Source organism: Pseudomonas sp. PSB11, assembly GCF_014596605.1.
Taxonomy (GTDB): Bacteria; Pseudomonadota; Gammaproteobacteria; order Pseudomonadales; family Pseudomonadaceae; genus Aquipseudomonas; species Aquipseudomonas umsongensis.
Genome location: NZ_NOIO01000004.1, coordinates 156,196 through 178,119, shown reverse-complemented (window position 1 = coordinate 178,119; position 21,924 = coordinate 156,196). Strand labels below are relative to the sequence as shown.

Annotated in this window: 16 protein-coding genes and 2 pseudogenes; 3 read left to right on the top strand and 15 right to left on the bottom strand. The window is 59.3% G+C overall.

Going from position 1 to position 21,924, the window contains the following annotated elements:
- Positions 1 to 43: 43 nt before the first annotated feature.
- On the bottom strand, positions 44 to 271 hold the full coding sequence (locus CGA21_RS07525; protein WP_023629249.1) for a DUF2790 domain-containing protein: 228 nt from the start codon (positions 269 to 271) through the stop codon (positions 44 to 46).
- 156 nt (positions 272 to 427) lie between these two features.
- Positions 428 to 1,363 carry a LysR family transcriptional regulator gene (locus tag CGA21_RS07520; RefSeq protein ID WP_023629250.1) on the bottom strand — a complete coding sequence of 312 codons (936 nt, stop codon included), beginning with the start codon at positions 1,361 to 1,363 and terminating at the stop codon, positions 428 to 430.
- 147 nt (positions 1,364 to 1,510) lie between these two features.
- Between CGA21_RS07520 and CGA21_RS07515 the strand changes: the two genes are divergently transcribed.
- Both CGA21_RS07515 and CGA21_RS07510 read left to right on the top strand, forming a co-directional pair.
- On the top strand, positions 1,511 to 2,572 hold the full coding sequence (locus CGA21_RS07515) for an HlyD family secretion protein (RefSeq protein WP_023663266.1): 1,062 nt from the start codon (positions 1,511 to 1,513) through the stop codon (positions 2,570 to 2,572).
- Positions 2,562 to 3,638, top strand: coding sequence for a DUF2955 domain-containing protein (locus tag CGA21_RS07510; RefSeq protein WP_078451698.1), 1,077 nt, complete (start codon positions 2,562 to 2,564; stop codon positions 3,636 to 3,638). Before CGA21_RS07515 ends, CGA21_RS07510 begins: the two co-directional genes overlap by 11 nt.
- 222 nt (positions 3,639 to 3,860) lie before the next feature.
- Here the strand turns inward: CGA21_RS07510 and CGA21_RS07505 are convergent, their stop codons facing one another.
- The 10 genes and pseudogenes from CGA21_RS07505 to glaH all read right to left on the bottom strand — a co-directional run bounded on the left by CGA21_RS07505 (position 3,861) and on the right by glaH (position 15,575).
- Positions 3,861 to 5,312 (bottom strand): aldehyde dehydrogenase, encoded by a 1,452-nt coding sequence (locus CGA21_RS07505; RefSeq protein WP_023630205.1) that lies wholly within the window; start codon positions 5,310 to 5,312, stop codon positions 3,861 to 3,863.
- 368 nt (positions 5,313 to 5,680) lie between these two features.
- A pseudogene (locus CGA21_RS30340) lies at positions 5,681 to 6,073 on the bottom strand (methyl-accepting chemotaxis protein); the annotation flags it as partial.
- A gap of 539 nt (positions 6,074 to 6,612) precedes the next feature.
- Complete coding sequence (locus CGA21_RS07495) at positions 6,613 to 7,329, bottom strand: ABC transporter ATP-binding protein (protein ID WP_024075421.1); 717 nt, start codon at positions 7,327 to 7,329, stop codon at positions 6,613 to 6,615.
- A complete protein-coding gene (locus CGA21_RS07490; RefSeq protein ID WP_023048108.1) occupies positions 7,329 to 8,087 on the bottom strand; it encodes an ABC transporter ATP-binding protein in 759 nt (252 codons plus the stop codon). Before CGA21_RS07490 ends, CGA21_RS07495 begins: the two co-directional genes overlap by 1 nt.
- Positions 8,084 to 9,037 carry a branched-chain amino acid ABC transporter permease gene (locus CGA21_RS07485; protein ID WP_024075422.1) on the bottom strand — a complete coding sequence of 318 codons (954 nt, stop codon included), beginning with the start codon at positions 9,035 to 9,037 and terminating at the stop codon, positions 8,084 to 8,086. Before CGA21_RS07485 ends, CGA21_RS07490 begins: the two co-directional genes overlap by 4 nt.
- Positions 9,019 to 9,330 (bottom strand): annotated as a pseudogene (locus CGA21_RS29905) (endonuclease); the annotation flags it as partial. The gene CGA21_RS07485 and the pseudogene CGA21_RS29905, both read right to left, overlap by 19 nt.
- Positions 9,331 to 10,116: 786 nt before the next feature.
- Entirely contained in the window at positions 10,117 to 11,568 is a 1,452-nt protein-coding gene (gabD, locus tag CGA21_RS07480) for an NADP-dependent succinate-semialdehyde dehydrogenase (protein WP_024075423.1), read from the bottom strand.
- A gap of 109 nt (positions 11,569 to 11,677) precedes the next feature.
- Positions 11,678 to 13,045 (bottom strand): aspartate aminotransferase family protein, encoded by a 1,368-nt coding sequence (locus tag CGA21_RS07475; protein ID WP_023048105.1) that lies wholly within the window; start codon positions 13,043 to 13,045, stop codon positions 11,678 to 11,680.
- 238 nt (positions 13,046 to 13,283) lie between these two features.
- Positions 13,284 to 14,513: an L-2-hydroxyglutarate oxidase gene (gene lhgO / locus CGA21_RS07470; protein WP_023048104.1), complete on the bottom strand. Its 1,230-nt coding sequence runs from the start codon at positions 14,511 to 14,513 to the stop codon at positions 13,284 to 13,286.
- Positions 14,514 to 14,597: 84 nt separating this feature from the next.
- A complete protein-coding gene (glaH, locus tag CGA21_RS07465) occupies positions 14,598 to 15,575 on the bottom strand; it encodes a glutarate dioxygenase GlaH (protein WP_023628647.1) in 978 nt (325 codons plus the stop codon).
- A gap of 192 nt (positions 15,576 to 15,767) precedes the next feature.
- On the opposite strand from glaH, the gene csiR reads away from it, so the two are divergent.
- Entirely contained in the window at positions 15,768 to 16,487 is a 720-nt protein-coding gene (gene csiR / locus CGA21_RS07460) for a DNA-binding transcriptional regulator CsiR (protein WP_023048102.1), read from the top strand.
- Between the two features lie 377 nt (positions 16,488 to 16,864).
- Here the strand turns inward: csiR and CGA21_RS07455 are convergent, their stop codons facing one another.
- The 3 genes from CGA21_RS07455 to CGA21_RS07445 form a co-directional block, all read right to left on the bottom strand.
- Positions 16,865 to 17,824, bottom strand: a complete 960-nt coding sequence (locus CGA21_RS07455; protein ID WP_033902870.1) for a helix-turn-helix domain-containing protein — start codon at positions 17,822 to 17,824, stop codon at positions 16,865 to 16,867.
- 97 nt (positions 17,825 to 17,921) lie between these two features.
- Complete coding sequence (locus tag CGA21_RS07450) at positions 17,922 to 20,012, bottom strand: hydantoinase/oxoprolinase family protein (RefSeq protein ID WP_024075426.1); 2,091 nt, start codon at positions 20,010 to 20,012, stop codon at positions 17,922 to 17,924.
- Between the two features lie 35 nt (positions 20,013 to 20,047).
- Positions 20,048 to 21,793 carry a hydantoinase B/oxoprolinase family protein gene (locus CGA21_RS07445; RefSeq protein ID WP_024075427.1) on the bottom strand — a complete coding sequence of 582 codons (1,746 nt, stop codon included), beginning with the start codon at positions 21,791 to 21,793 and terminating at the stop codon, positions 20,048 to 20,050.
- Positions 21,794 to 21,924: the final 131 nt, after the last annotated feature.

The window sequence follows — 21,924 nt, the reverse complement described above, 5'->3', positions numbered from 1 at the left end:
CTGCCATGAGGGATCGGGCTGACTGCCGAGTCCTGCGACGGACTCAATACACGCAGCTCTCGCCCTGGCGCAGATACACCAGGGTATGGATCTCGCCGTGTGAATCCTCATAGACCATGGTCGCCTCGCCCACCTCACAGCCCTGAGGCATCTCGATCGAAATGACCCTGGCGACATCCATGGCCTGGCCATAATGGTATGGCTGCGCATCGTCGGCGACTGCCCACTGAGCGACAAGTGTCACGCCGATCATCCAGTATCTTGCTTTCATGCTGCACCTCGTAATGACTCGATGAGCATCAGCTTAAGGAGTGGTTCCGGCAAGAAACAGCGAACTCCAGGCAAGGTAGTTTTGCCTTTAGCGTAATAATCGAAGAGCGCTAAGCGACAGGGCATCAACCCTGGCCACACCGGTTTGCTCCCAGGGTCACGCCCAATAGGTGGGGTTTTCCACCAGGGTTCGATTACCGCGGAATACCAGGGGTAATTGCTCCTTGAGGAACTCCACCCAGGTTCTCACCTTGGCATCGAGAAAGCGCCGCGACGGGTACAGCGCATAGATACCCCGCTCGTGCAGGCGATGTTCGGCCAGCAGGCGTACCAGTCGGCCCTGTGCGAAGGCCTTGGCCGCTATCAGGTCCGGCAGTACGCAAATACCCATACCCTCTCCTGCCGCCTGGGCCATCGCCTCGGCGACGTTGACCTGAAATGTTTCTCCCAGACGGATCGCCCGCTCGACGCCGTTGTCGGTAAAGGTCCAGCTGTCGCCAAAAACCGGGTCGAGCAGGCGCAGGCAGCGATGCTGGCTCAGCTCGTCGAGAGTCATCGGAATACCGTGCTGCCCCAGGTAGCTCGGCGCCGCACAGACCACGCTGTAGGTAGTGCCGAGCAGTTGAGCGACCAGTTCGGAGTCGGGCAACTCCCGGGCCAGAGTAATGACCACATCCTGCCCCTCCTCGAGCAGGTCAGGGTGGCGCTGGGAGAGCGTCAGCTCAAGGTTCACTTCCGGGTAGAGCTCGCTATAGCGGGCGGCCAAGGGTGCAAGTAGATGGGTGCCCAAACCGGTGATCGCGTGCACCCGCAGGCGCCCCCTGGGCATCAGGTAGGCACCACCGGCCTCGGCGCCAGCGTCTTCCAGCTCGCTGAGAATATGCCGACAGCGCTCCAGGTAACGGCTGCCTACCTCGGTCAGCCCCAGCCGGCGGGTGGTACGTTGCAGTAGGCGTGCCTGCAGATGACTTTCGAGTTCGGACACCTGCCGCGACACCTGCGCGGTGGACAAGCCCAGCGTCTGTGCAGCAGCCGTGAAGGTGCCCGCGTCCACCACGCGAGTAAACACCCGCATTGCCTGAAAAACATCCATCTGACTGTTACCTATTTAGTAAGTGTTCTTTGCATAAGACGGCTATTTTTGCATGAAAGCATGGGAAATATACTGCCGCCTTCGCGGGCCGGCCCGGACTTTCCAGCGTGCGCCCGTCCCCCGACGCTTTGCTTAACCGAGGTATTCATGACTCCCGATCAACGATTTGCCCGCTGGGTTCAAATCGCTATCTCGGCCCTAGCCTGTTGCTTCATCTACTTCCTAACCGCCGACCTGAGCATGCCGTTGACACCACAGGCGCAGTTGACCCGACCGGTACTGAAGGTCGCGCCGCGGGTCGCAGGCCAGGTCAGTGAGCTGGCGGTGAGCAATAACCAGTACGTACAACCTGGCCAGTTACTGTTTCGCCTCGATCCGCAGCCATTCGAGCTGGAGGTGCAGCGGGCCGAGTTGGCGCTCGAACAGGCACACCAGGACAACACTGAACTCGATGCCCTGCTGGCCGCCGCCCGTGCCGAGGTCAGCGCGGCCCAAGCCAAGTCGAACGAGTCGGGCGCTCAGGCCCTACGCCTGTCGCGCCTGCTCGAACGCCAGCATGTCTCGCGCCAGGCCTACGATGCGGCCGAAGCGCAGCATCTGATGGCCCAGGCCCAACTGCGTACGGCGCAGGCCAGAGTCCGTGAACTGCAGGCCCGTCGCGGCGGCGCCGACGGTGCCAATCTACGGCTACGCCAAGCCCGCAATGCACTGCTCCGGGCGCACCTGCAGCGGGACTACAGCGAGGTTCGCGCCGAACGTGGCGGCGTGCTCAGCAACCTGCAGCTCACCCCCGGCACCTTCGTCGCGGCAGGAACGCCGGTGGCCGCTCTGGTCGAGGACCGCCTGGACATCATCGCCGACTTCCGCGAGAAGTCCCTGCGCTACATCGGCGTCGACACCCCAGCCGTGGTCGTATTCGACGCCCGTCCAGGCGAGCTGTTCAGCGCCCGGGTCAGTCATTTCGACGCCGGAGTCCGGGAAGGCCAGATCGATGCCAACGGCGAGCTGGCAACGCCCGCGCAATCCGAGCGCTGGGTTCGCGACGCGCAACGACAACGCGTGCACCTGGCACTCGATGAAGAGCTGCCGTTCCTGCTGCCCACCGGGGCTAAGGCCACGGTTCAGCTGAAGCCCTTCGACAACCCGCTGGTGAACCTCGCCGCTACGCTGCAGATCCGCCTGATCAGTTGGTTGCACTATGTCTACTGAACCCTCCGCGGCGGCACACACACTTGCCGAAAGGGCCACAGCGCCCCGTTTGTCACTGGGCAAGAACGACCTGCGCCAGTGTCTGCGCATCGCCACTGGCGGCAGTCTGGCCTTTGTCCTGTGCAAGCTGTTCGACCTGCAGTACGGTGCCTTCTTCTGCGTCTATCCGATGCTACTGCTCGGCCTGGTGCCGCGCCTGACTGCCCACCTGATGCGCCAGTTCTTCACCCAGGGACTGGTCGTCAGCCTGGAGGTCGCGTTGCTCTACGGTCTGTTCGGCGGCCGACCGCTGCTGATGATTCCGCTGGTGTTCTTGCTGTTTCTCTACCGTTTCGCGCTGATGGCCAGCGGCCCGAACTTCCTGTTCGGCGCCCTCGGCGCAGTATTTCTGTCGATCCAGCTGAACTTCGCCAGCTACCCGCACACCGACGTCATCGCCATGCTTGGGAGCAATGGCCTGGCCATCGTGCTGGCCGCAGCGATCGCCGTGCTGATGTTCTACCTGTTTCCCGACTGCGAGCCGCGCCCCGCACGCACGCCGCCGCCCAAAGACCGCGCCAGTCGGCGCCACGAGGCACTGCTCGGGGCAACGGTGGCGACGCTGTCGTTCAGCGTATTCCAGTGCCTGGATCTGCAGGACTCGCTGTCGGCTCAGGTCGCCAGCATCCTGCTGTTGTTTCCCATGCACTGGAACGGCTCACGCTTCGCCGGCCGTACCCGTGCGCATGGCACCCTGCTCGGCTGCGTGATTGCCCTGCTGATCATGCTGCTGCTCTATGATCACCACGACCTACTGCCGCTGGTCGCCCTGCTGCTATGGATCGCCGCCATGGTCTGCGCGCGCTGGCACATGCTGGAAAAGGGGGTGCCCGGCGTCGGCTTCGGCGCTTTGACCACCCTGGCCATCCTGTTCGGCCAGTCGCTTACGCCCAGCCACGACATCATATTTGCGACCCTCTACCGGCTGAGTTCGGTGTGTGTCTCGGTGCTGTTGACCCTGTTCGTCGTGTTCATGGTGCACCGCTTGCTCAACCGCTTTGTCACTACTCGCCACAGCAGCCATTGAAGCCAACAGCTGCGGCCACGGCGATTGTCAGATCAGCGCGCGTTTTTCCTGCTCGTACACAAAGCCGGCGACCGCGCACCGCTACAATTTGTTATCACGCGTGCAACACTTTCGCGGCAAGACGCGCTTGGCCGTGGATCCGAGCGTTTTACGATCATCTGGGAGAAATGATGCGAACGCGCGTGAACCGGCGAATCCACTTGCTCCGCCGGCCCCGAAACATCAGAAGGGATAAGGCTGATCAGATGGCTCAACAGTGACCCACTTGATTTCTGTGAACTCGTCAATCACAGCGCTTCCATCGAAACGGCCGTATCCACTCTGCTTCATACCACCATAGGGGGCCTGCGCTTCGTTTTGTACGGTGGCGCCGTTGATGTGGACACAACCTGCATCCAACCGACTTGCCAGCTCAAGCGCTTTGGAGACATTGGCGCTGAAAATTGCAGATGAGAGGCCATAAGCCGTGTCATTGGCCACTTCCAACGCCTCCTCTGCCCCGTCGACACGAACGATCGTGGTAATAGGACCAAAGGTTTCCTCGTCGTAGATTTCCATGTCCTTGGTCACGCGGTCGACTAGCGTGGGCTGCATCAAGGCACTGTCGGCGATACCGCCCGCGGCGATGACAGCCCCTTTGCCGAGCGCATCTTCGATCAGATGGTTGATCCGCTTTACCGAGCCCTGGGCGATGACCGGTCCGACTACGCAGGTCGGAGATGCGGTGGGGTCGCCAAGCTCCAGTTTGCCGATTCGCTCGGAAAACTTACTCACGAATTCGTCGGCAACACGCTGATCGACCACGAAACGCTCGGTCGACATGCAGATTTGCCCTTGATACAGGAACGAGCCGAATACTGCGGCATTCACTGCGCCGTCGATATCGGCATCCTCCAGCACTACGAAAGGAGCCTTGCCACCCAACTCCAACAAACAGCGCTTGAGATGGGACGCACAGGTTTCGGCGATCATGCGGCCGACCTTGGTGGAGCCCGTGAAGTTGACCCGGCGCACGGTATCGTGGGCCACCAACGCTTCGGTGACAGCCGATGCGTCTTCGGGCGCGGTAATCAGGAAATTGAGCACACCCGCCGGCAGGCCTGCCTCAATGAAGGCATCGGCCACAAGGGCATGAGTGCGAGGACTGTTTTCCGAGCCTTTGAAGATCACGGTATTGCCGCACGCCAGCGGATACGCGATAGCGCGAGCCCCCAGGATCACCGGCCCATTCCACGGCACAATGCTCAGCACGGTGCCCACCGGCTGGCGAAGCGTCAACGAGAAAGCGCCAAGCTTATCGGTTGGAATCGTCTCACCCTTGATTTGAGTAGTGAGCGCTGCAGCCTCGCGCAGCAGATTCGCCGATGCACCTACGTTGAACTGCGCCCAGAGCTGCGATGCGCCAATTTCCTCAGCCATGATCCGGCAGAATTCCGACATCTTGGCCTCGAGGACATCCGCTGCTGCGAGCAGGAGACGACGCCGCTCGGTCGGTCCGGTCTTGGACCATTTGCGGAATGCTCGCTCGGATGAGGCCGCGAGCCGTTTTGCGTCTTCCAGGGTGCAGGCAGCCGCAGTGCTGACCAGTTTGGCGGACACAGGGTCAAGCCGTTGGATCGTCTTGCCTCCGGTAGCGTCCAGCTTGATATTGTCGATTACCAGTTGTGCACTCATTTCTAGACCTTTTAGACAGTAGGAAAATTGTGTGACGCGACCGCATTCAGTCGGCAGCTCCGGGCATACGCAGAATGGGACTGCGCTGCGCAGCTGCGTCAGTGATTGCGCGACTACGCGTAGCCGGATCTGCTACCCGGCTATTGAAGATGGGCGTTGTGCCCACCCTGCGAGCCAACTCCAGGCGAGAAGGCATCACGTCCACGGCAATGGCGGAGTCATGCGGCCAGGGCCGCTTTCCAGCCTAAACGGCTGTAGGCCAAGTTCAGGTCTTGCTGCAGATCGTGATTCCACAGCCAGTCGAATCGGCTGACGAAGACTGCGTCACAACGATGGGGTCGCAAGGTGCCCACTTCAGCGATAGCCCGCTAACCCAGCAGCTCGACCATGTCCTGGGTCAAGGTGCGCTGCTCATTCAGGCGCCGAACGATGCGCTCGACCGTCTCCAGCCGCACCGCGGCGCCGGCACGCATCTCTGCCATGGCGCCCAGGGCCGCGGCGGACTTCTCCAGGCCGGTGCTGGTGGACTGGCCGATGTGTTCGACTCCCGTCCGCGCCTCCTGCGCCGACTTCTGCAGGCTGCCGGCGATCTGCTGGATCTCGCCGCTGGACTCGTTGGCGCGCTGGGCCAGGTGACGCACTTCGTCGGCGACTACGGCGAAGCCGCGGCCATGCTCACCGGCGCGGGCCGCCTCGATGGCCGCGTTGAGCGCCAGCAGGTTGGTCTGCTTGGCGATGTCCTGGATGCTGCCGACGATGGCGCCGATGCGCATCGACTGTTGCGACAGTTCGTCGAATACCTGATCGATGGTGCCCATGTAGCCGGCCAGCTCGCGGATCGCCGCCTCGCAGGCCTGGATGCTGGCGGCGCTGAACTGCACCTTTTCTCCGCCCGCGCGCGCCAGTTCAGTGGCGAAGAGCATGTCCTGCTCGGTGCGCAGGATGCTCTCGAGCAACTTCGCCAGGGGTGCGCGTAGCGGCAGGCCAGGGTCGGAAGGCGGCTCGGGAGCAGGCGCCGCCAGCAGCACCGGCGGTTCAGGCTCAGGCGCCGGTGGCGGCGCTGGCGCTGGCGCTGGTGGCGGCAACTCGACCAGGATCGGCGGCAACCTGTGGTAGAGCAGGCCGGCCAGGGCGACGCCGGCCAGCGCCAGGGCCGCCAGTGGGCCGTGCAGGCCGCTGTCCAACAGCAGCAGGCCGGCTGCGGCCAGCGCCGCCGTCGCTTGCAGCAACGCCGCCAGCGGCTTCTGCCAGTTTCGGGCAGGGGCGTCGGTCTTCTCGTTCATCGTCAGTCTCCCCGGCGTCACAGGCCAATATGTTCCTGGAGGATCTGCGGCTGGCACTTCAGCTCGACGCTGGGCCCGTCGAACACCACCCGTCCCTTGACCATGATCATGCTGCGGTCGGTCAGGTCGAGCAGCACGTTGACGTTCTTGTCCACCACCAGAGTGGCGATACCGCTGGCCTTGATCAGGCGGATCACGTCCCAGATCTCCTTGCGGATCAAGGGCGCCAGGCCCTCGGTGGCCTCGTCGAGGATCATCAGTTCGGGGTTGGTCAGCAACGCGCGGCCGATGGCGACCATCTGCTGCTCGCCGCCGGAAAGGTTGCCGCTCAGGTGGGAGAAGCGCTCGGCCAGGCGCGGGAAGGTCGCCAGCACCCGCTCCAGGTTCCAGTCGCGGCGCCCGTCCAGGCCCGGGCGGGCGGCCATGATCAGGCTCTCGCGCACGCTCAGGTTGGGGAACATGCCGCGGCCCTCTGGCACATAGCCGATACCGCGGCGGATGATCTGGTGGGTGGCGCGGCCGCTGCAGCGCTCGCCGCGGATCAGCACCTCGCCGCGGCGCGCCGGCGTCAGGCCGAGCAACGAGCGAATGGTGGTGCTCTTGCCCATGCCGTTGCGGCCCATCAGCGCCAGGGTCTCGCCCGGCTGGATCTGCAGGTCGACGCCATGCAGCACATGACTGTTGCCGTAATAGGTGTGCAGGCCGGTGGCCTGCACCAGGGCTTGTGCGCTCATCAGAATTGCTCCTCGCCGTCGCCCAGATAGGCCTGCTGTACCGCCGGATCGTTGCGCACCTGGTCCAGCGGGCCACTGGCCAGCAGCTCGCCGTTGACCATCACGGTGAGACGGTGGGCGATGCTGAACACCGCATCCATGTCGTGCTCGACCAGGACCATGGCGTACTGCTGCGACAGTCTGGCGAGCAGTTCGACCACCCGCGCCGATTCGTCCTTGCCCATGCCGGCCATGGGTTCGTCGAGCAGCAGGAAGCTCGGCTCGGTGGCCAGTACCATGCCGATCTCCAGTTGGCGTTGCTCGCCATAACTCAGGGCATCGGCCAGGGTGTCGCGGTGGGCGGCCAGGCCGCAAAGCTCCAGCGCCCGTTCGGCGCGCTCGCGTACCTCGACATAGGCCTCGCAGCGGCGGAAGAAACGAAAGGAGTTCTTCAGCCGCGACTGCGCCGCCAGCCAGCAGTTTTCCAGGCAGGTGAAGCTGGGAAAGATGTTGGTGCGCTGGAAGCTGCGGCCGATGCCCAGGTGCGACACCCGGTTGGGCGCCAAGCCGGTGATGTCGCGGCCGTGAAAGAGGATCTGCCCGGCGCTGGGCTGAAGATGGCCGGACAGCAGATTGACCATGGTGCTCTTGCCGGCGCCGTTGGGGCCGATGATCGCGTGTACCTCGCAGGGCGCCACGCTCAGGGAAATGTCGTTGACCGCACGCAGGCCGCCGAAGGCCTTGCTCAGTCCGCGGGTTTCTAGAACATGGGCGGTCATACGCCGGCCTCCTTCTTCATCGCGTCGGGGGTGGATACCGTACTTGCGTCGCAGGCCGTGGCTGTGCGCCGGTCGCAGAGCTGCAGCAGCAACCCGGCGAGACCGCGCGGCAGCAACAGAACCATGGCGATGACCACCAGCCCCATGGGCAGCTCCCAGTGCGGGGTCAGGCCGGCGAACAGATGGTGCAGGCCCTCGAAGGCGAAGGCGCCGAAGATGGCGCCGAACAGGCTGCCCATGCCACCGAGGATGACCATCACCAGGGCGTGGGCCGAGAGCTGCCAGCCGACCTGGTCGGGGCTGACGAAACCGTATTGGGTGGCCGAGAGCATGCCGGCGTAGCCGGCGATGGTGCCGGCAATGACGAAGGCCGCCAGCTTGTAGAACAGCGGGTTGTAGCCCATGGAACGGACCCGTTCCTCGTTGTGCTTGATGCCCAGCAGCACCCGGCCGAACGGCGCGCGCAGGAAGGTGCGCAGCAGCAGATAGACCAGCACCAGGGAGCCGAGCACCAGGTAGAACAGGCTGCGCGGGTTCTCCAGGTCGAGCAGATGCACCCCGGCGATGGCCACCTCGGGCTTGAGGAACAGGTAGATGCCGTCCGAGCCGCCGGCGAAGGCCGAGTCGTGGAACAGGTAATAGAGCATCTGCGAGAAGGCGATGGTCGCCATGATGAAGAAGATGCCCGAGGTGCGGATGATCAGCAGGCCCATCAGCAGCGCAGCTGCGGCGCTGACGCCCAGGCACAGCAGCAGCGCCAGCCAGAAGTTCACCGCCTCGAACTCCGGGGCGAACAACACCAGGCTGTAGCCGGCGATGCCGAAGAAGGCCGCCTGGGCCAGGCTGACCATGCCGGTCACGCCCACCAACAGGTCGAGGCTGAGAGCGACCAGGGCGAGAATCATGATGTGGGTCAGTTGCTGCAGGTGGAAGGATACTGTCGATCCCAAGCCATAAGCAATTGCTGTTGCTGTTGCTGTTGCTGTTGCTGACAGGACATGGACATGCCATAGCGATCCTACGTGTAGAAGGTCGGGCAAGCGACCAAGCCTTTCACTTCATCACGCGGCACTGCTGCTCGCCCTACGAAATCAATGCGGGTACTACACGTTCCGTAATAAGGGACTGTGGCACCATGCCATAAAGGAAGTTGCTTCGCCTCACCGACTGACGGATAGCGGTTGGTCAGGTCAACTTTCATGGCACGGAAGACGGGGTCACCAGCTACGCAGTTCTTACGACCTTATGTGCCTCTGCTTGAAGATTTCTGCCAGTGGCTATTACGACTGGAGGGATCGTGATCCAAGCCCCGAATGCTCGCCTGATTGCGACCGAGCGAATTCAATGATGGTAAGTACGCCAACGGCCTGCTTTGCCAACTGCCCTACCCGACCGATGACACGCGTTTGATCATTGCAGCGGCACAGGAGGGAATCAAAAGGCTGTAACGAGAGGGTTTCAGCTATGCCAAAGCCCAAGTGTTGCTGCTAGACCTGTGTAAGCGTGATGAGTACACACAGGATCTATTCGCACAGGAACAGCCAGCTCGAACAGAAAAGCTAATGAGCACATTGGATGCAATCAACGGTCGCTGGGGCGCCTTAAATCATCGCACCAAACCATCTTAGAGAGAGTTCACCGTCGCCCCTAACATGGCATAGGTGATGGATATCACCTTTATCCATACCAGCAGGACTGGCTGTGAAGGCAGCATTACTTCGCCTAATCTAGCGCGGCGGGATTAAAAAGGCGCAGAGCCTAGGTGTAGGACTCCGCGCAACGCTCAATCGTTAGAAATGTTAGGCACCTAGCTCGAACAGGGGGCGCTGTCGACGCGGATACAGGCCTCCAGACTCTGGTTGCGCGGCAACAGCCGTGAGAAGTAGACGGTGACGTAGAAATAGCCCGCGTCAATCTTTGTCTGCGCCACAACCGATGTAGCATGCCCGGGTTTTATAGACCGGGCCAAGATTAATGATGCTCGCCAAGTGGGGCCTGAGCGAGAATCACGTGCCTATTCGCCGGGCTCTTAGATACCACCCAGGCAGAGGTACTTGATCTCCAGGTAATCCTCAATGCCGTACTTGGATCCTTCGCGACCCAGGCCGGATGCCTTGATACCACCGAAAGGCGCAACTTCATTGGAGATCAGCCCAGTATTGACGCCGACCATACCGTATTCTAGGGCTTCGGCCACACGGAACACGCGCCCCATATCGCGGGCATAGAAGTACGAGGCCAGGCCGAACTCGGTGTCATTGGACATCGCGATCACGTCGGCCTCGTCCTTAAAACGGAACAGCGGCGCCAGCGGACCGAAGGTTTCTTCCTTGGCTACGGCGGCGTTATTCGGTACGTCAATGAGGATGCTCGGCTCGAAGAAAGTGCCACCGAGGGCGTGCGGCTTACCACCAGCGAGTAGCTTGGCACCCTTGCTAATGGCGTCGGCAATGTGCTCCTGGACCTTGGCCACCGCCTTGGCATCGATCAGAGGGCCGGTGGTGATACCTTCGTCCAAACCGTTACCAATCTGCAACTTAGCTACCGCGATTTTCAGCTTCTCGGCGAAGGCATCGTATACGCCGTCTTGGATATACAGGCGGTTGGCGCACACGCAGGTCTGGCCATTGTTGCGGTATTTGGAGATCAGTGCGCCTTCCACTGCCTTATCAAGGTCGGCATCATCGAATACGATGAACGGCGCGTTTCCGCCCAGTTCTAGCGACACCTTTTTAATGTCCTTGGCACATTCGGCCATTAGCTGGCGACCAATTTCGGTGGAGCCAGTAAAGCTCAACTTGCGCACGATCGGGTTGCTAGTCAGTTCGCTGCCGACTTCGCCAGCACTGCCAGTGATTACACTGAACACGCCTTTGGGGATCCCGGCACGCTCGGCCAGCACTGCCAACGCCAGCGCCGAATAAGGCGTTTGCGACGCTGGCTTGAGCACCATGGTACAACCGGCGGCCAGGGCCGGGCCGGCTTTACGGGTGATCATGGCTGCCGGGAAGTTCCAGGGTGTAATCGCTGCCGTTACGCCGATGGGCTGTTTGATCACGATCAGGCGTTTGTCCGGTTGGTGGCCGGGAATTACGTCGCCATACACGCGCTTGGCTTCTTCGGCGAACCACTCAAGGAAGGACGCCGCGAAAGCAATTTCGCCCTTGGCTTCGGCAAGTGGCTTACCTTGCTCCATGGTCATGAGACGACCCAGGTCGTCCTGGTTTTCAATCATCAGTTCAAACCAGCGGCGCAGTTTGTTGGCGCGGTCTTTAGCTGTCAGTGCACGCCAGGCTGGCAGGGCATGATCTGCTGCTTCGATGGCTCGACGGGTTTCCGCTGCCCCCATCTTCGGCACACTACCCATAACTTCGTTGGTGGCCGGATTGGTGACCTGAATGGTCTGGCCGCTGTCCGCGTCCAACCAGGTTCCGTCGATATAAGCCTGTTGGCGGAACAATTGGGTATCTTTGAGTTGCATGGCGTGCTCCTTCGCAGACTGCATTCAGTGCTGCTCAGCTATTTTCCAAGCTATGAATTTAAGCCGAGGAGAGCCACATAAAAGCAATTCTCTCCTCCCCCGGATTGATCTAACCAACCCACTGAGTGGTGTCGTCCAGCGCCCTGGCAAAGCGCTCTACAATCATTCCGACTTCCTGTTCGTTGACGATTAACGGCGGGCAGAAGGCCACGGCATCACCCATGGCGCGAGTAATCATGCCGTGTTCCTGGGCTCTGCCGGCCATGTAGCGTCCGAGGGTGCCTAGCGCCTGATACGGCGCCTTGCTCACGCGATCGCCAACTAGTTCTACCGCAGCGATCAGTCCACAACCGCGAATTTCGCCCACCAAGGGATGATCGATGAAATGCTGTAGGCCGCTGCGCAACAACTGGCCCATTTGCGCCGCATGCTCGACCAGGCTCTCCTCTTCAATAATCTTCAGGTTCTCCAAGGCCACGGCAGTAGCTACCGGATGACCGCTGCCGGTGAACCCATGCCCAAGCGCGCCAAGCGCTTGGCTCTGATCAGCGATGCCCTCAAATACTGGGGCATTGATCAGAATCGCCGCTATCGGCTGATAAGAAGATGACAGTTGCTTGGATAACACCATGATGTCCGGCTGGATACCAAAGGTCTGGCTGCCAAACATCTGCCCGGTACGCCCAAATCCACAGATTACCTCATCGGCGATAACCAGGATGTCGTACTTACGGCAAACTTTCTGGATCTTCTCCCAGTAGGTACGAGGCGGCACTATGACACCGCCAGCGCCCATCAATGGCTCGCCAATGAACGCTGCGATAGTCTCCGGGCCTTCGGCGAGAATCTTCTGCTCGAGCTCGACGGCAAGGCGGTCAGCGAAATGCTCTTCACTTTCACCGGCAAGGGCGAAACGATAATGGTGCGGGCAGCCGACATGCAGGAAGCCTGGAAGCGGCAGGTCGAAACCGCGCTGGTTGCCTGGAAGGCCAGTCAAGCTTGCGCTGGCGACGGTGATGCCGTGGTAGCCGTTGACCCGACTGATGAACTTCTTCTTGGCTGGTTTGCCTAGAGCGTTATTGAGGTACCAGACCATCTTCACTACAGTATCGTTAGCCTCGGAACCGGAGTTGGTGAAGAACACCTTACTCATAGGCACCGGCGCCATCTCGATCAGCTTTTCGGCTAACTCGATACTCGGGCGATGCGATTTGTGACTGAACAGGTGATAAAACGGCAGGGTGTTGAATTGCTGCTCAGCTGCCTTGATCAGACGTTGATTGCTAAAGCCAAGCGCGGCGCTCCACAACCCAGCCATCGCCTCGATATAACCCTTGCCCTGATCGTCATAAACATAGATACCCTCCCCGCGCTCGATGATCAGCGGGCCAAGCTCCTGATGAAGGCGAGCATTGGTGTAGGGGTGCAGTTGATACTGAATGTCTTTTTCTGGCAGCGAGGATACTGACTGGTTCATGGGGCGCTCTCAATATGACTAACAAGCATGGTTTCTGGGAGTAGCCTTATAAGTAGGCATCCGGCTTTTGATCACAATCACACACTTCAATTCGGTAACGAGTTCAGTAACGATGACTTGGCTCGGGGACGTTAAGTGCACTAGCCGATAGCCTATTAGACTGAGCCGGTGCGGGGCTTGTCGTCTTGCGCACAGTCTTGTTCGTTCCAGTGCACTGCCGAATTCGCCCCGCACTGCCTCATGCGGGATGTTGGTTTTTTACAAACCTGGGTAGCCCCTGCAGCTGTGCATCAATCTGCTTGATGATGTAGGCGCCTATGGGAATTGCAGAGGTAGCCGCCGGCGATGGTGCATTGCAGACGTTGACGCTACGGCGGGTATTGCGGAACAGGAAGTCCTCGATCAACTTGCCGTCCGCTGAAACCGCTTGGGCGCGGACGCCGGCCGGGTAAGGCTTGAGATCCTGCAGCGTTAAGCTGGGGCAGTACTTGCGTACTTGCTGTAGATAACCACGCTTGAACAGCGAGTTTTTCATCTCGATCAGGCCGGGCCGCAGATTGTCCTTGAGCACTTTAAGAATGCCCGGATTGGTGAGCATTGCGAACGTGTCGGACAAAGATATGTCACGCTTGCGATAGCCCTCACGCTTGAGTGCCAGCACAGCATTGGGACCGACTGTCACACTGCCGTCGATCATTCGCGTCAGGTGCACGCCGAGGAACGGCATGGAGGGATCGGGAATCGGGTAGATCAGGTGATTGACGATCCGGTTGTGCTGCTCAGGCAGCAAATAGTATTCGCCACGGAACGGGCAAATGCTAAAGCCAGGATCTAAGCCCAGTAGACATACAATGCGGTCGGCCATCAGACCCGAGCAGGTCACCAAAAAGCGTGCAATGACTTCTTCATGCTGGGTTTTAACCCGCATCTCCGTGGCGCGCTCTTCCAGGCCGATGACTTCGCTGTCGTAGCGAATCTCGCCACCGTGCCTCTGGAACTCGCGAGCCATGGCAGCGGTGACCTCGGCATAGTTAACGATACCACTGGAGGGCACGAAGATCCCGCCGATTCCGGTGATGTTCGGTTCGCGTTCCTTCAGTTGCTCCGCAGACAGCCACTCGCGCTCCAGACCATTGGCTGCAGTGCGCTCCCAAAGCGCGCGCATGCGCTGCATTTCCACCTCATTGGTGGCGACCAGCAACTTACCGCACTCATCGTAGATAATGCCGTGCTCGTTACAGAACGATTTGGTAGCACGGTTGCCTTCCAGGCAGAACTTCGCCTTCAAGCTACCCGGCGTGTAGTAGACGCCGGCGTGGATGACCCCGCTATTGTGCCCCGTCTGATGCTTAGCTGGCCCGGACTCTTTCTCGAGCAACAAGATTTTCGACTCTGGGTAGGCCTTGATTAATTGCATGGCAGTCGACATGCCGATAATGCCGCCCCCGATGATCACAAAATCGTACACCGCTATCACCTCTACTCGATCTGTTTTGCCCCGTGGACAAACGACAAGGGCTAAACCGCGCAGCCCCTGTTCAATTAATGGCAATTATTGGCCTTGCTGATGGCCGAGTTTGGGGTAACTGAAGTAACCGCGCTGGCGCATCAGTTCACGGCGCAGCCCAGGGTGAGGGGTGAAACGATCGCGGCCATGCAGCCAATACAGGTTATTAATCAGCAGGAAGCAGCCAACTGGCACCGGCACGGAAAGCTTCTGTTTACTGCCCTCCAGGGAGATAGACAGGTCGGTCAGCCAGTTGCCCTCGTCGAAGTCTTTGGGCTGAACAAATTGATCGATATAGCGAATAGTCGGCCGCCCTTCGGCGTCGACATCAAAGATCGAATGGAACACGTCCGTATCGACCCTTTTACTCGGCGGCGCGGTCCAGCGCATGACGCGCCGTGCTAGCGGATGATGGAAGAAAGCATGGCGATCCTCCCAGTCGTCCAGATGCAGGATCAGCGAGTTGCCACCTTCGATATTCTGCTCATCGATCTTCATCATCAGCACGTAGTCGGTGATCTGATCGACGAAAGTACCATCGTTGTGCAACTCCATTACCCGGTGAGGTTGGCGCAGGTAGCTGTCCGAATTATCGACGTTCTCGACCACGAAGCGTGCGTAGAACTGGCCGCTCATCGCATCAAAGTTCGACCGCCCCAGCAGGTGGGCCACAGCAGTCGAGAATTTGACCATATCATCAGCTTGTGCCACATCATTCAGGGCCTCCTGCTTGATTAACAGCCCTCCGGTGGCACGATCCATTAGGGCGTTGAGTAGCACCGGGCGCAGGCTGTTACCGCAGAGATCGTCAAGAATTTTGGCGAAGCGAAATCGCAAGAAGGACTTGTATTCCAGCGCCTGCACCGGCCACTCGGCCACTGCTACACAGAAAGCCTCTATCGTCGCCTTAGTGAAGGTCAGCTCGAACAAACGGGGCGACTGAGCGGAGGGTGAAAGAGAAAACCCCTTAACGGCGGTCGGTAGCGGCATCACAAGATCTTTGAGCTGGGTAAAGGCATTCATGGCAGAGTCCTGACGAAAAAATTGTCTGTACGCCGCCCCGAGATTTACCAGAACAGCCGGACTAAAAATATAGCTATTTTATAAAAATGTCTACGCTTTTATAAAATAGCGACACTCGGCAACTGCATCTCCACTTAGTAAATATTTCTGCAGTTGCGTATGATGGATAAAACCCGTTGAGGAGCATGGTTTATGGATACGCTCGCCCCCCGCCAAAACTCAGCAGTCAGCGGCTATGAGTGGCTCAAGCGGGACATAATTCAGGGCATGTTCAAGCCCGGAGAAAAACTGCGAATGACTGCGCTTAAGGAGCGCTACGACCTAGGCGTAGGCCCTCTGCGTGAAGCGCTATCGCATCTGATTGCGGAAAATCTGGTAGTAGCTATCAGTCAGCGTGGCTACCGCGTCGCTCCTATGTCGCTGAGCGAAATGCAGGACATCTATGACGCACGGGCCAATCTCGAAGCGCTGGTACTTAAGCTCGCCATCGAACGCGGCGATGACGCCTGGGAGGCCCAGGTGTTGGCCTATTCGCATACATTGGCCAAGGTAATGGAGGTCAAGACCCAGGAGCAGATGCTGGAAATATGGGATGCCCGACACAAGGCCTTCCATACAGCTATAGCCTCCGGCTGTGGGTCTAGACACCTGCTGCAGGCGCGCGCCTATCTGTTCGATCAGGCCGAGCGCTATCGCCAGCTGTGGCTGCGGCGCACGGTGCTATCCGAGGAGGCCTTGTCCCTGAAACGTCAAGAGCACAGCGAACTGGTAGAAGCTATCCTTGCCCGTGACGCAACGCGAGCAAGCGCCATGATGCAGGCTCATCTGATGACACCAGTACCGATCATCGAAGGGATCATGCGCAACAGCAACCTGAGAGCATCCCAGTCCGCCCCTGAAATCATGGGATAGTTACCGTGTCTCGCCCTTAGAGGGGGTGCCTGCGGAATTTCAGCATGTTTTTTGCAGGACAGACCTGAAGCAATTACTACCCAACACCATAGCTTTGCACCTAGCATGGTTCCGTCTTACGCTTGTGAAGCCTGCGCCGCTCTCAGCCCGCTCGCGTGAACCTAAAACAATAAGCTTGGCTTGATCAGCAACACCAGCTACGCATGAGTTTGCCAATGCAGACGACAAAGGCTTACCCAAGTTAGCGCCCGTATGGAATATCAGACGCCGATATATAACTGGTACTCCCGCAACGGTGAAAAGGCGTGGAGCCTTTATGGGGAGCTACGCCGAGTGACTTCTAATCCCCCAGAGCACATTGACAATAAAGTAACCGGCTACGGCTTTAACGAAACGGCTCGGGCTTCACTGGCAGTACAACTAAAGTGCTGGCGAAAATGCCGGGAAAATTGTGCCTGATCACTGAACCCCCAACGATATGCCAGCTCACCGATTGATAGGTGGCAGTGGGGATCACGTAGGCGTTGATATACAGCCTCCAATCGTTTCAGGCGAATCCATTCACCGAGACTGTAGGGCGTACTGAAAAATAATTTATGCAAATAGCGAACCGATAAGCCGCAGGCCTGAGCAATATGCTGCGGGTTTAGTTCAGCTGAACACAAGTTTCGGTCGATGTAGTGCTCGATACGCTGCAAATGCAGGGCAGCTAGACTCGAACTCTCACTATTAAGGACGCGCTCATCTTGGCGCAGAGCCATTAACAACGTCGAAAGCACCTGTTCCAGCAGCATATGACGGGCATCCGCATCGCATTCGTCGAAGCGCGCGGCACACATCGCCAGTTGATCAACAAAAATTCGTCCCAATCCACGCCGAGCCTCGAAACAGAAACGGGTGTAGCGCTCGGCTCCACGTATCTGTCCATGTAGCGCGCGCTCAGGCAGCTTGAATACCCAAAGGTCGTTGTCGCAGGAGTAGTGAAAACGATAAGGCGCATCGCCTCGCTCGAAGATGAACCCACCTGGCTTACAATGGAGCTCACGACCGTCTTGCTCGAAGTGTACTTCGGTAAGGCGCGGCACTGTTACAAGGTAACAGGGTTCAGTATCTTCGCTAACCTGGCTCTCGCTGCGCGAATAGCCTAGCTGACTGGAGCGCAGGCGCGATAACGCCAACGGCGTACTGCCCGTTTTCCAAATTTTCAGGCTGCCTTGGAAAATGGCGCTGGAATTGAACTCCAACGACAATGGAAAATATGTATTGCCGATGGCTTCGGCCCAACGCGATTGCCTTTCTCCCTCAGGCCAATACCGCGTAGACAATTGATCTGTCATGAAAGGTCCTCAATTTGTAGTTATTATGAGGGCGGCACCAACGGTGAATGCCGTCGGTGCCGTTGTTACACAATCCTTTGTTAAAAATCCCTGACGGTCAATGACCGGGAGTCAGTTCATATGTGGCCGAGGGATCCAGACTGACCCGCCAGCCCGGTGGAACAACGATGTTTGTGGTCGCTTCCTCAATCACACAGGGACCTTGAATAATCTGCCCTACTTCTATGCGGTCGCCGTTGTACACAGGCGTGTCCTGCCAATCGTCTTGCGCATTGAACAGCATCGGACGATGACCAGCCGGAATCGCGGCCGTTGCCTTGAGCGGGGTTGCAAGTTCAGGCATTGGTGGACGCTGTAACCGCGCGATCACCGAGCACTCTAGATTAACTAGTTCGACCGGGCTGTTAGGCTCACTGAAGGAAAACAGCGCCTTGTGCCGCTGGTGGAAGGATTCGCGCAGGGCCGCCAGGCTGCTACGGTCGAGCCGGTCGCAGCTCAGTTCGACGCTGCACTCGTGGATCTGTCCGAGGTAACGAATCTCCAGGCTGTACTGGCATTCAATACGATTGTCACCACCGAAACCATCGTCTCGCAGGTTCGTCATACCACGCTCGCGTAACTGCTGCAGGGCCTGGTTTAGTTGCTCCAAATCGACGAACTCGTCATCCAAACGCATCGGCAAAGTAGTCAGCTGATCATAGCGGATGTCAGAGAGAATCTGGCCGAAGGCGCACAGCCCCGAAGCCACCTTGGGAATCAGCACAACCTTGCTGCCGATTTCCTCAGCTAGTCGCATCACGTGCATGCCCGCTGCACCACCGGCACCGATCAGGGCGAAGTCACGGGGATCATAACCACGCTCAATGGACACGCGGCGGATACCACTAACCATGTTCAGGTTAACCAGGGTAATGATACCGACGGCCGCGCGCTCGACACTGATACCCAGCGGTTCGGCAATTTTACTGCGGATCGCATCGATCGCGGCTTGTCGATTTAGACGGATGCTGCCACCGAGCAGTGCACCATCAGCCAGATAACCGAGCGCCAGGTTAGCATCGGTTACAGTCGGCTCGACCCCACCCTTTCCATAACACACAGGCCCGGGGTTAGCCCCGGCACTGCGTGGACCGACCTGGAGCATGCCGAAGTCGTCAAGGTGGGCGATCGAGCCACCGCCGGCGCCAAGGGTTTCCACCTGAATCATTGGCACGCCGATACGGTAACGGAGGAAGTCGCTGTCTTTGCTGAAGTTGGTGCGACCGCCTTTGCTAAGAGTGATGTCGAACGAGGTACCACCCATATCGACGGTGATTACGTTGTCGATACCGAATGGCTGGGCCACGCACAAGCCGGCTTGCGGGGCAGATGCCGGACCGGAGTTGATCGCGTTGACCGCCCGCTCACGCATTACCACGCCAGGAGCCAGACCTCCGTTGGACTGGAAATAGCGGGTAGGCTGCTGCGCGCCCAGCTCCTCGAACAGCGCGTCGATGCGTTCGATATAACGACCCATCACTGGGCTAAGGTAGGCGTTGACCACGGTTGTCGAGGTGCGTGTGTATTCGCGAATCTGCGGGAACACCTCGTGGCCGCTGCAGACAAATACGTCAGGTAAAGCCGCACGCACCATAGCCATAGCGCGCTGCTCGTGACTAGGGTTGCGCACCGACCAGACGAAGGAGATCGCCACCGCCTGCACCTGTTGTTCGCGGAAGTAGTCGATGGCGGCATGAATCGCCGCCTCGTCTAGCGGGCTGAACTCGCTGCCGTCACTGATAATACGCCCGCCGATTGGACGGCGCAGGTGGCGCGGCACTAACATATGCGCCGGTGGATAAGTGGCGTCATAGCGATGGCCATCTTCTTTGTGGCCAAGGCGAATTTCCAGGCTGTCTTCATGGCCATCGGTACACAGCAGGCCCACCTTGACCCCGGTCTTTTCGATCAGTGCGTTGAGCGCCACAGTCGTCCCGTTGATGCACAGATCGCAGTCGGCAATGATCTCGGCTGGTGTACGGCCGAGGGCATCGGCGATTTGCGCCAGACCGTTGCGTATGGCCAGGGTGCCGTCATGTGGGGTGGACGGCGCCTTGAACAACTGCACGTTGCCCTGATGGTCGGCGAGGATGAAATCAGTGAAGGTGCCGCCGGCATCGATGCCCAGGCGATATTGTTGTTTGCTCATTTTCGAATTCTCTGCATTGCTCAAAGGGGCTGTGCTCAGTGCGCGGCTCGGTGTGCGTGGGTTGCGGCTTCATCGAGTTGGCCGTTGCCGTCAATCACTACGCCGTATTCAAGGCGCGCGCCGTCAATCGAGACCAAGCCGTTGCGCACATCGGCTAGAACCGTGGCCAGCGGACGACGTAGTGGGTCGCCATAGCCACCACCGCCCGGGTTGACGTTGATTACGCGCTCACCTGGTTGTGCGGTCAGCAGAGTGTTCTGGATGTAATGGTCTTCCTCACCGTCGACATGTCTATGGATCAAGCGGCCGAGCTTGGGCTCGAGCAGAACATTCTTCGCCCCTGCCGCACCGGCGGTAGGCAGCTGCCGGCCCTCACCGAAACCGACCACGGTCATGGCGTGCTTCAGCGGCTCGAGCTCCAGGCGAGTACCAGAGCCACCGCGGAATTCACCGGCGCCACCACTGTCGGTCATCAGGCTGTAGCGGTGTATCAGTACCGGATAGGAGTACTCAAGCAGTTCGATATCGCCGGACATCAGCGCGCCGAAGCAGCACAGCGGGCCGCAAGCAGGCCAACCATCCATAGCCTTGTTAGCGCCAGCGCCGGAGATGACCGAGGCCAGCACCATGGTCACATATTCATCGTTGTTGTTGCGTGGGTCGTGCCCAGCGATATTGATCCCGCTGGCATGCCCCCAGGAGGCGGTCACACGCTCCGGAGCCGCCTGTTCAAGGGCCAGACGCACGGCATCGGCGAGGGTTTCCATCGGAGTAGTGGTGCAGTTGACGTGCGGTGCCGGCTCCTGGGCGTTGCACAGAGTACCGGACGGGCCAAGGTCTACACTCACGCAGCGATAGAGGCCTTCATTGTAGGGCGGTGGCACCTGGGCGAACATCATCAGTCCGAGGTAAACCCCGGAGATCGAATTGCCCGCGTAGGAGTTGATGAAGTAAGGCACCTGCGGCGGGCTCTCTATCAGAACGTGCGCCTCGTCGCCGCGAATTTCCACCTGGGCAGTGATCGACAATTCTCCCAGACCATGACCGGAGTCTTCGAGAATGGCAGTGCCGCTGTAGAAACCGTCTGGCACATCACGCAACAATGCGCGCATATGACGGTCTGCCATATCTTTCAGCTCGGTAATGCACGCTCGGACCTGGTCGACGCCATAGCGATCGAGCAACTCGATCAGGTGACGCTCGCCCACGCTGCAAGCACCGTACTGGGCATTCAGATCGCCTTCTTGATAGGCGCGGGCGCGCATGTTGGTCAGCAGCAGGTTGATTACGTCTTCCCGGCGCTGGCCCTGGGCCCACAACTTGACAGGCGGGATGCGCAGGCCCTCTGCGTAGATTTCTTTTGCGTCCGGGTTGTAGCCGGCCGGTACCGGGCCGCCAATATCGGTCAGGTGGCCCTTGCAGACCGTCCAGAACACCAGCTCGCCCTTATAGAACACCGGTTTGTACATGCAGCAGTCGAGGATATGACTGCCCATGTAGGCTGGATCGTTATGATAAATAACATCGCCCTCGGCAATCTCATCACCGAAGAAGCCAGCAACGCATTTCATCGCTGGGATAAGCGAACCGAGATGAATAGGAATGTCCTGGCCTTGCAGGATCATTTCCGGGAGGTGATCGAAGAGTGCGTTGGAATAGTCGTGGGCGAGGTTGAACACGCTCGAGCGACTGGTCTTTTCCAGCGTCAGGGTCATTTCTCGCTGGGCTGTTTCGAGCGCACCGCGCACGACTGCCAGGGTGATCGGGTCTACTGTGTTCATGGGTCACCACAAATCTTGTTTTTGTCTGGGGAGGCGTGACGGATGTCTTGCCCACATCGCTAATCTACGCGCGGGCCTAGCGGCTGGCTTGTCTTCAAGCGCACCGTTTTTTGGCCTGAAGTGAACTGTTT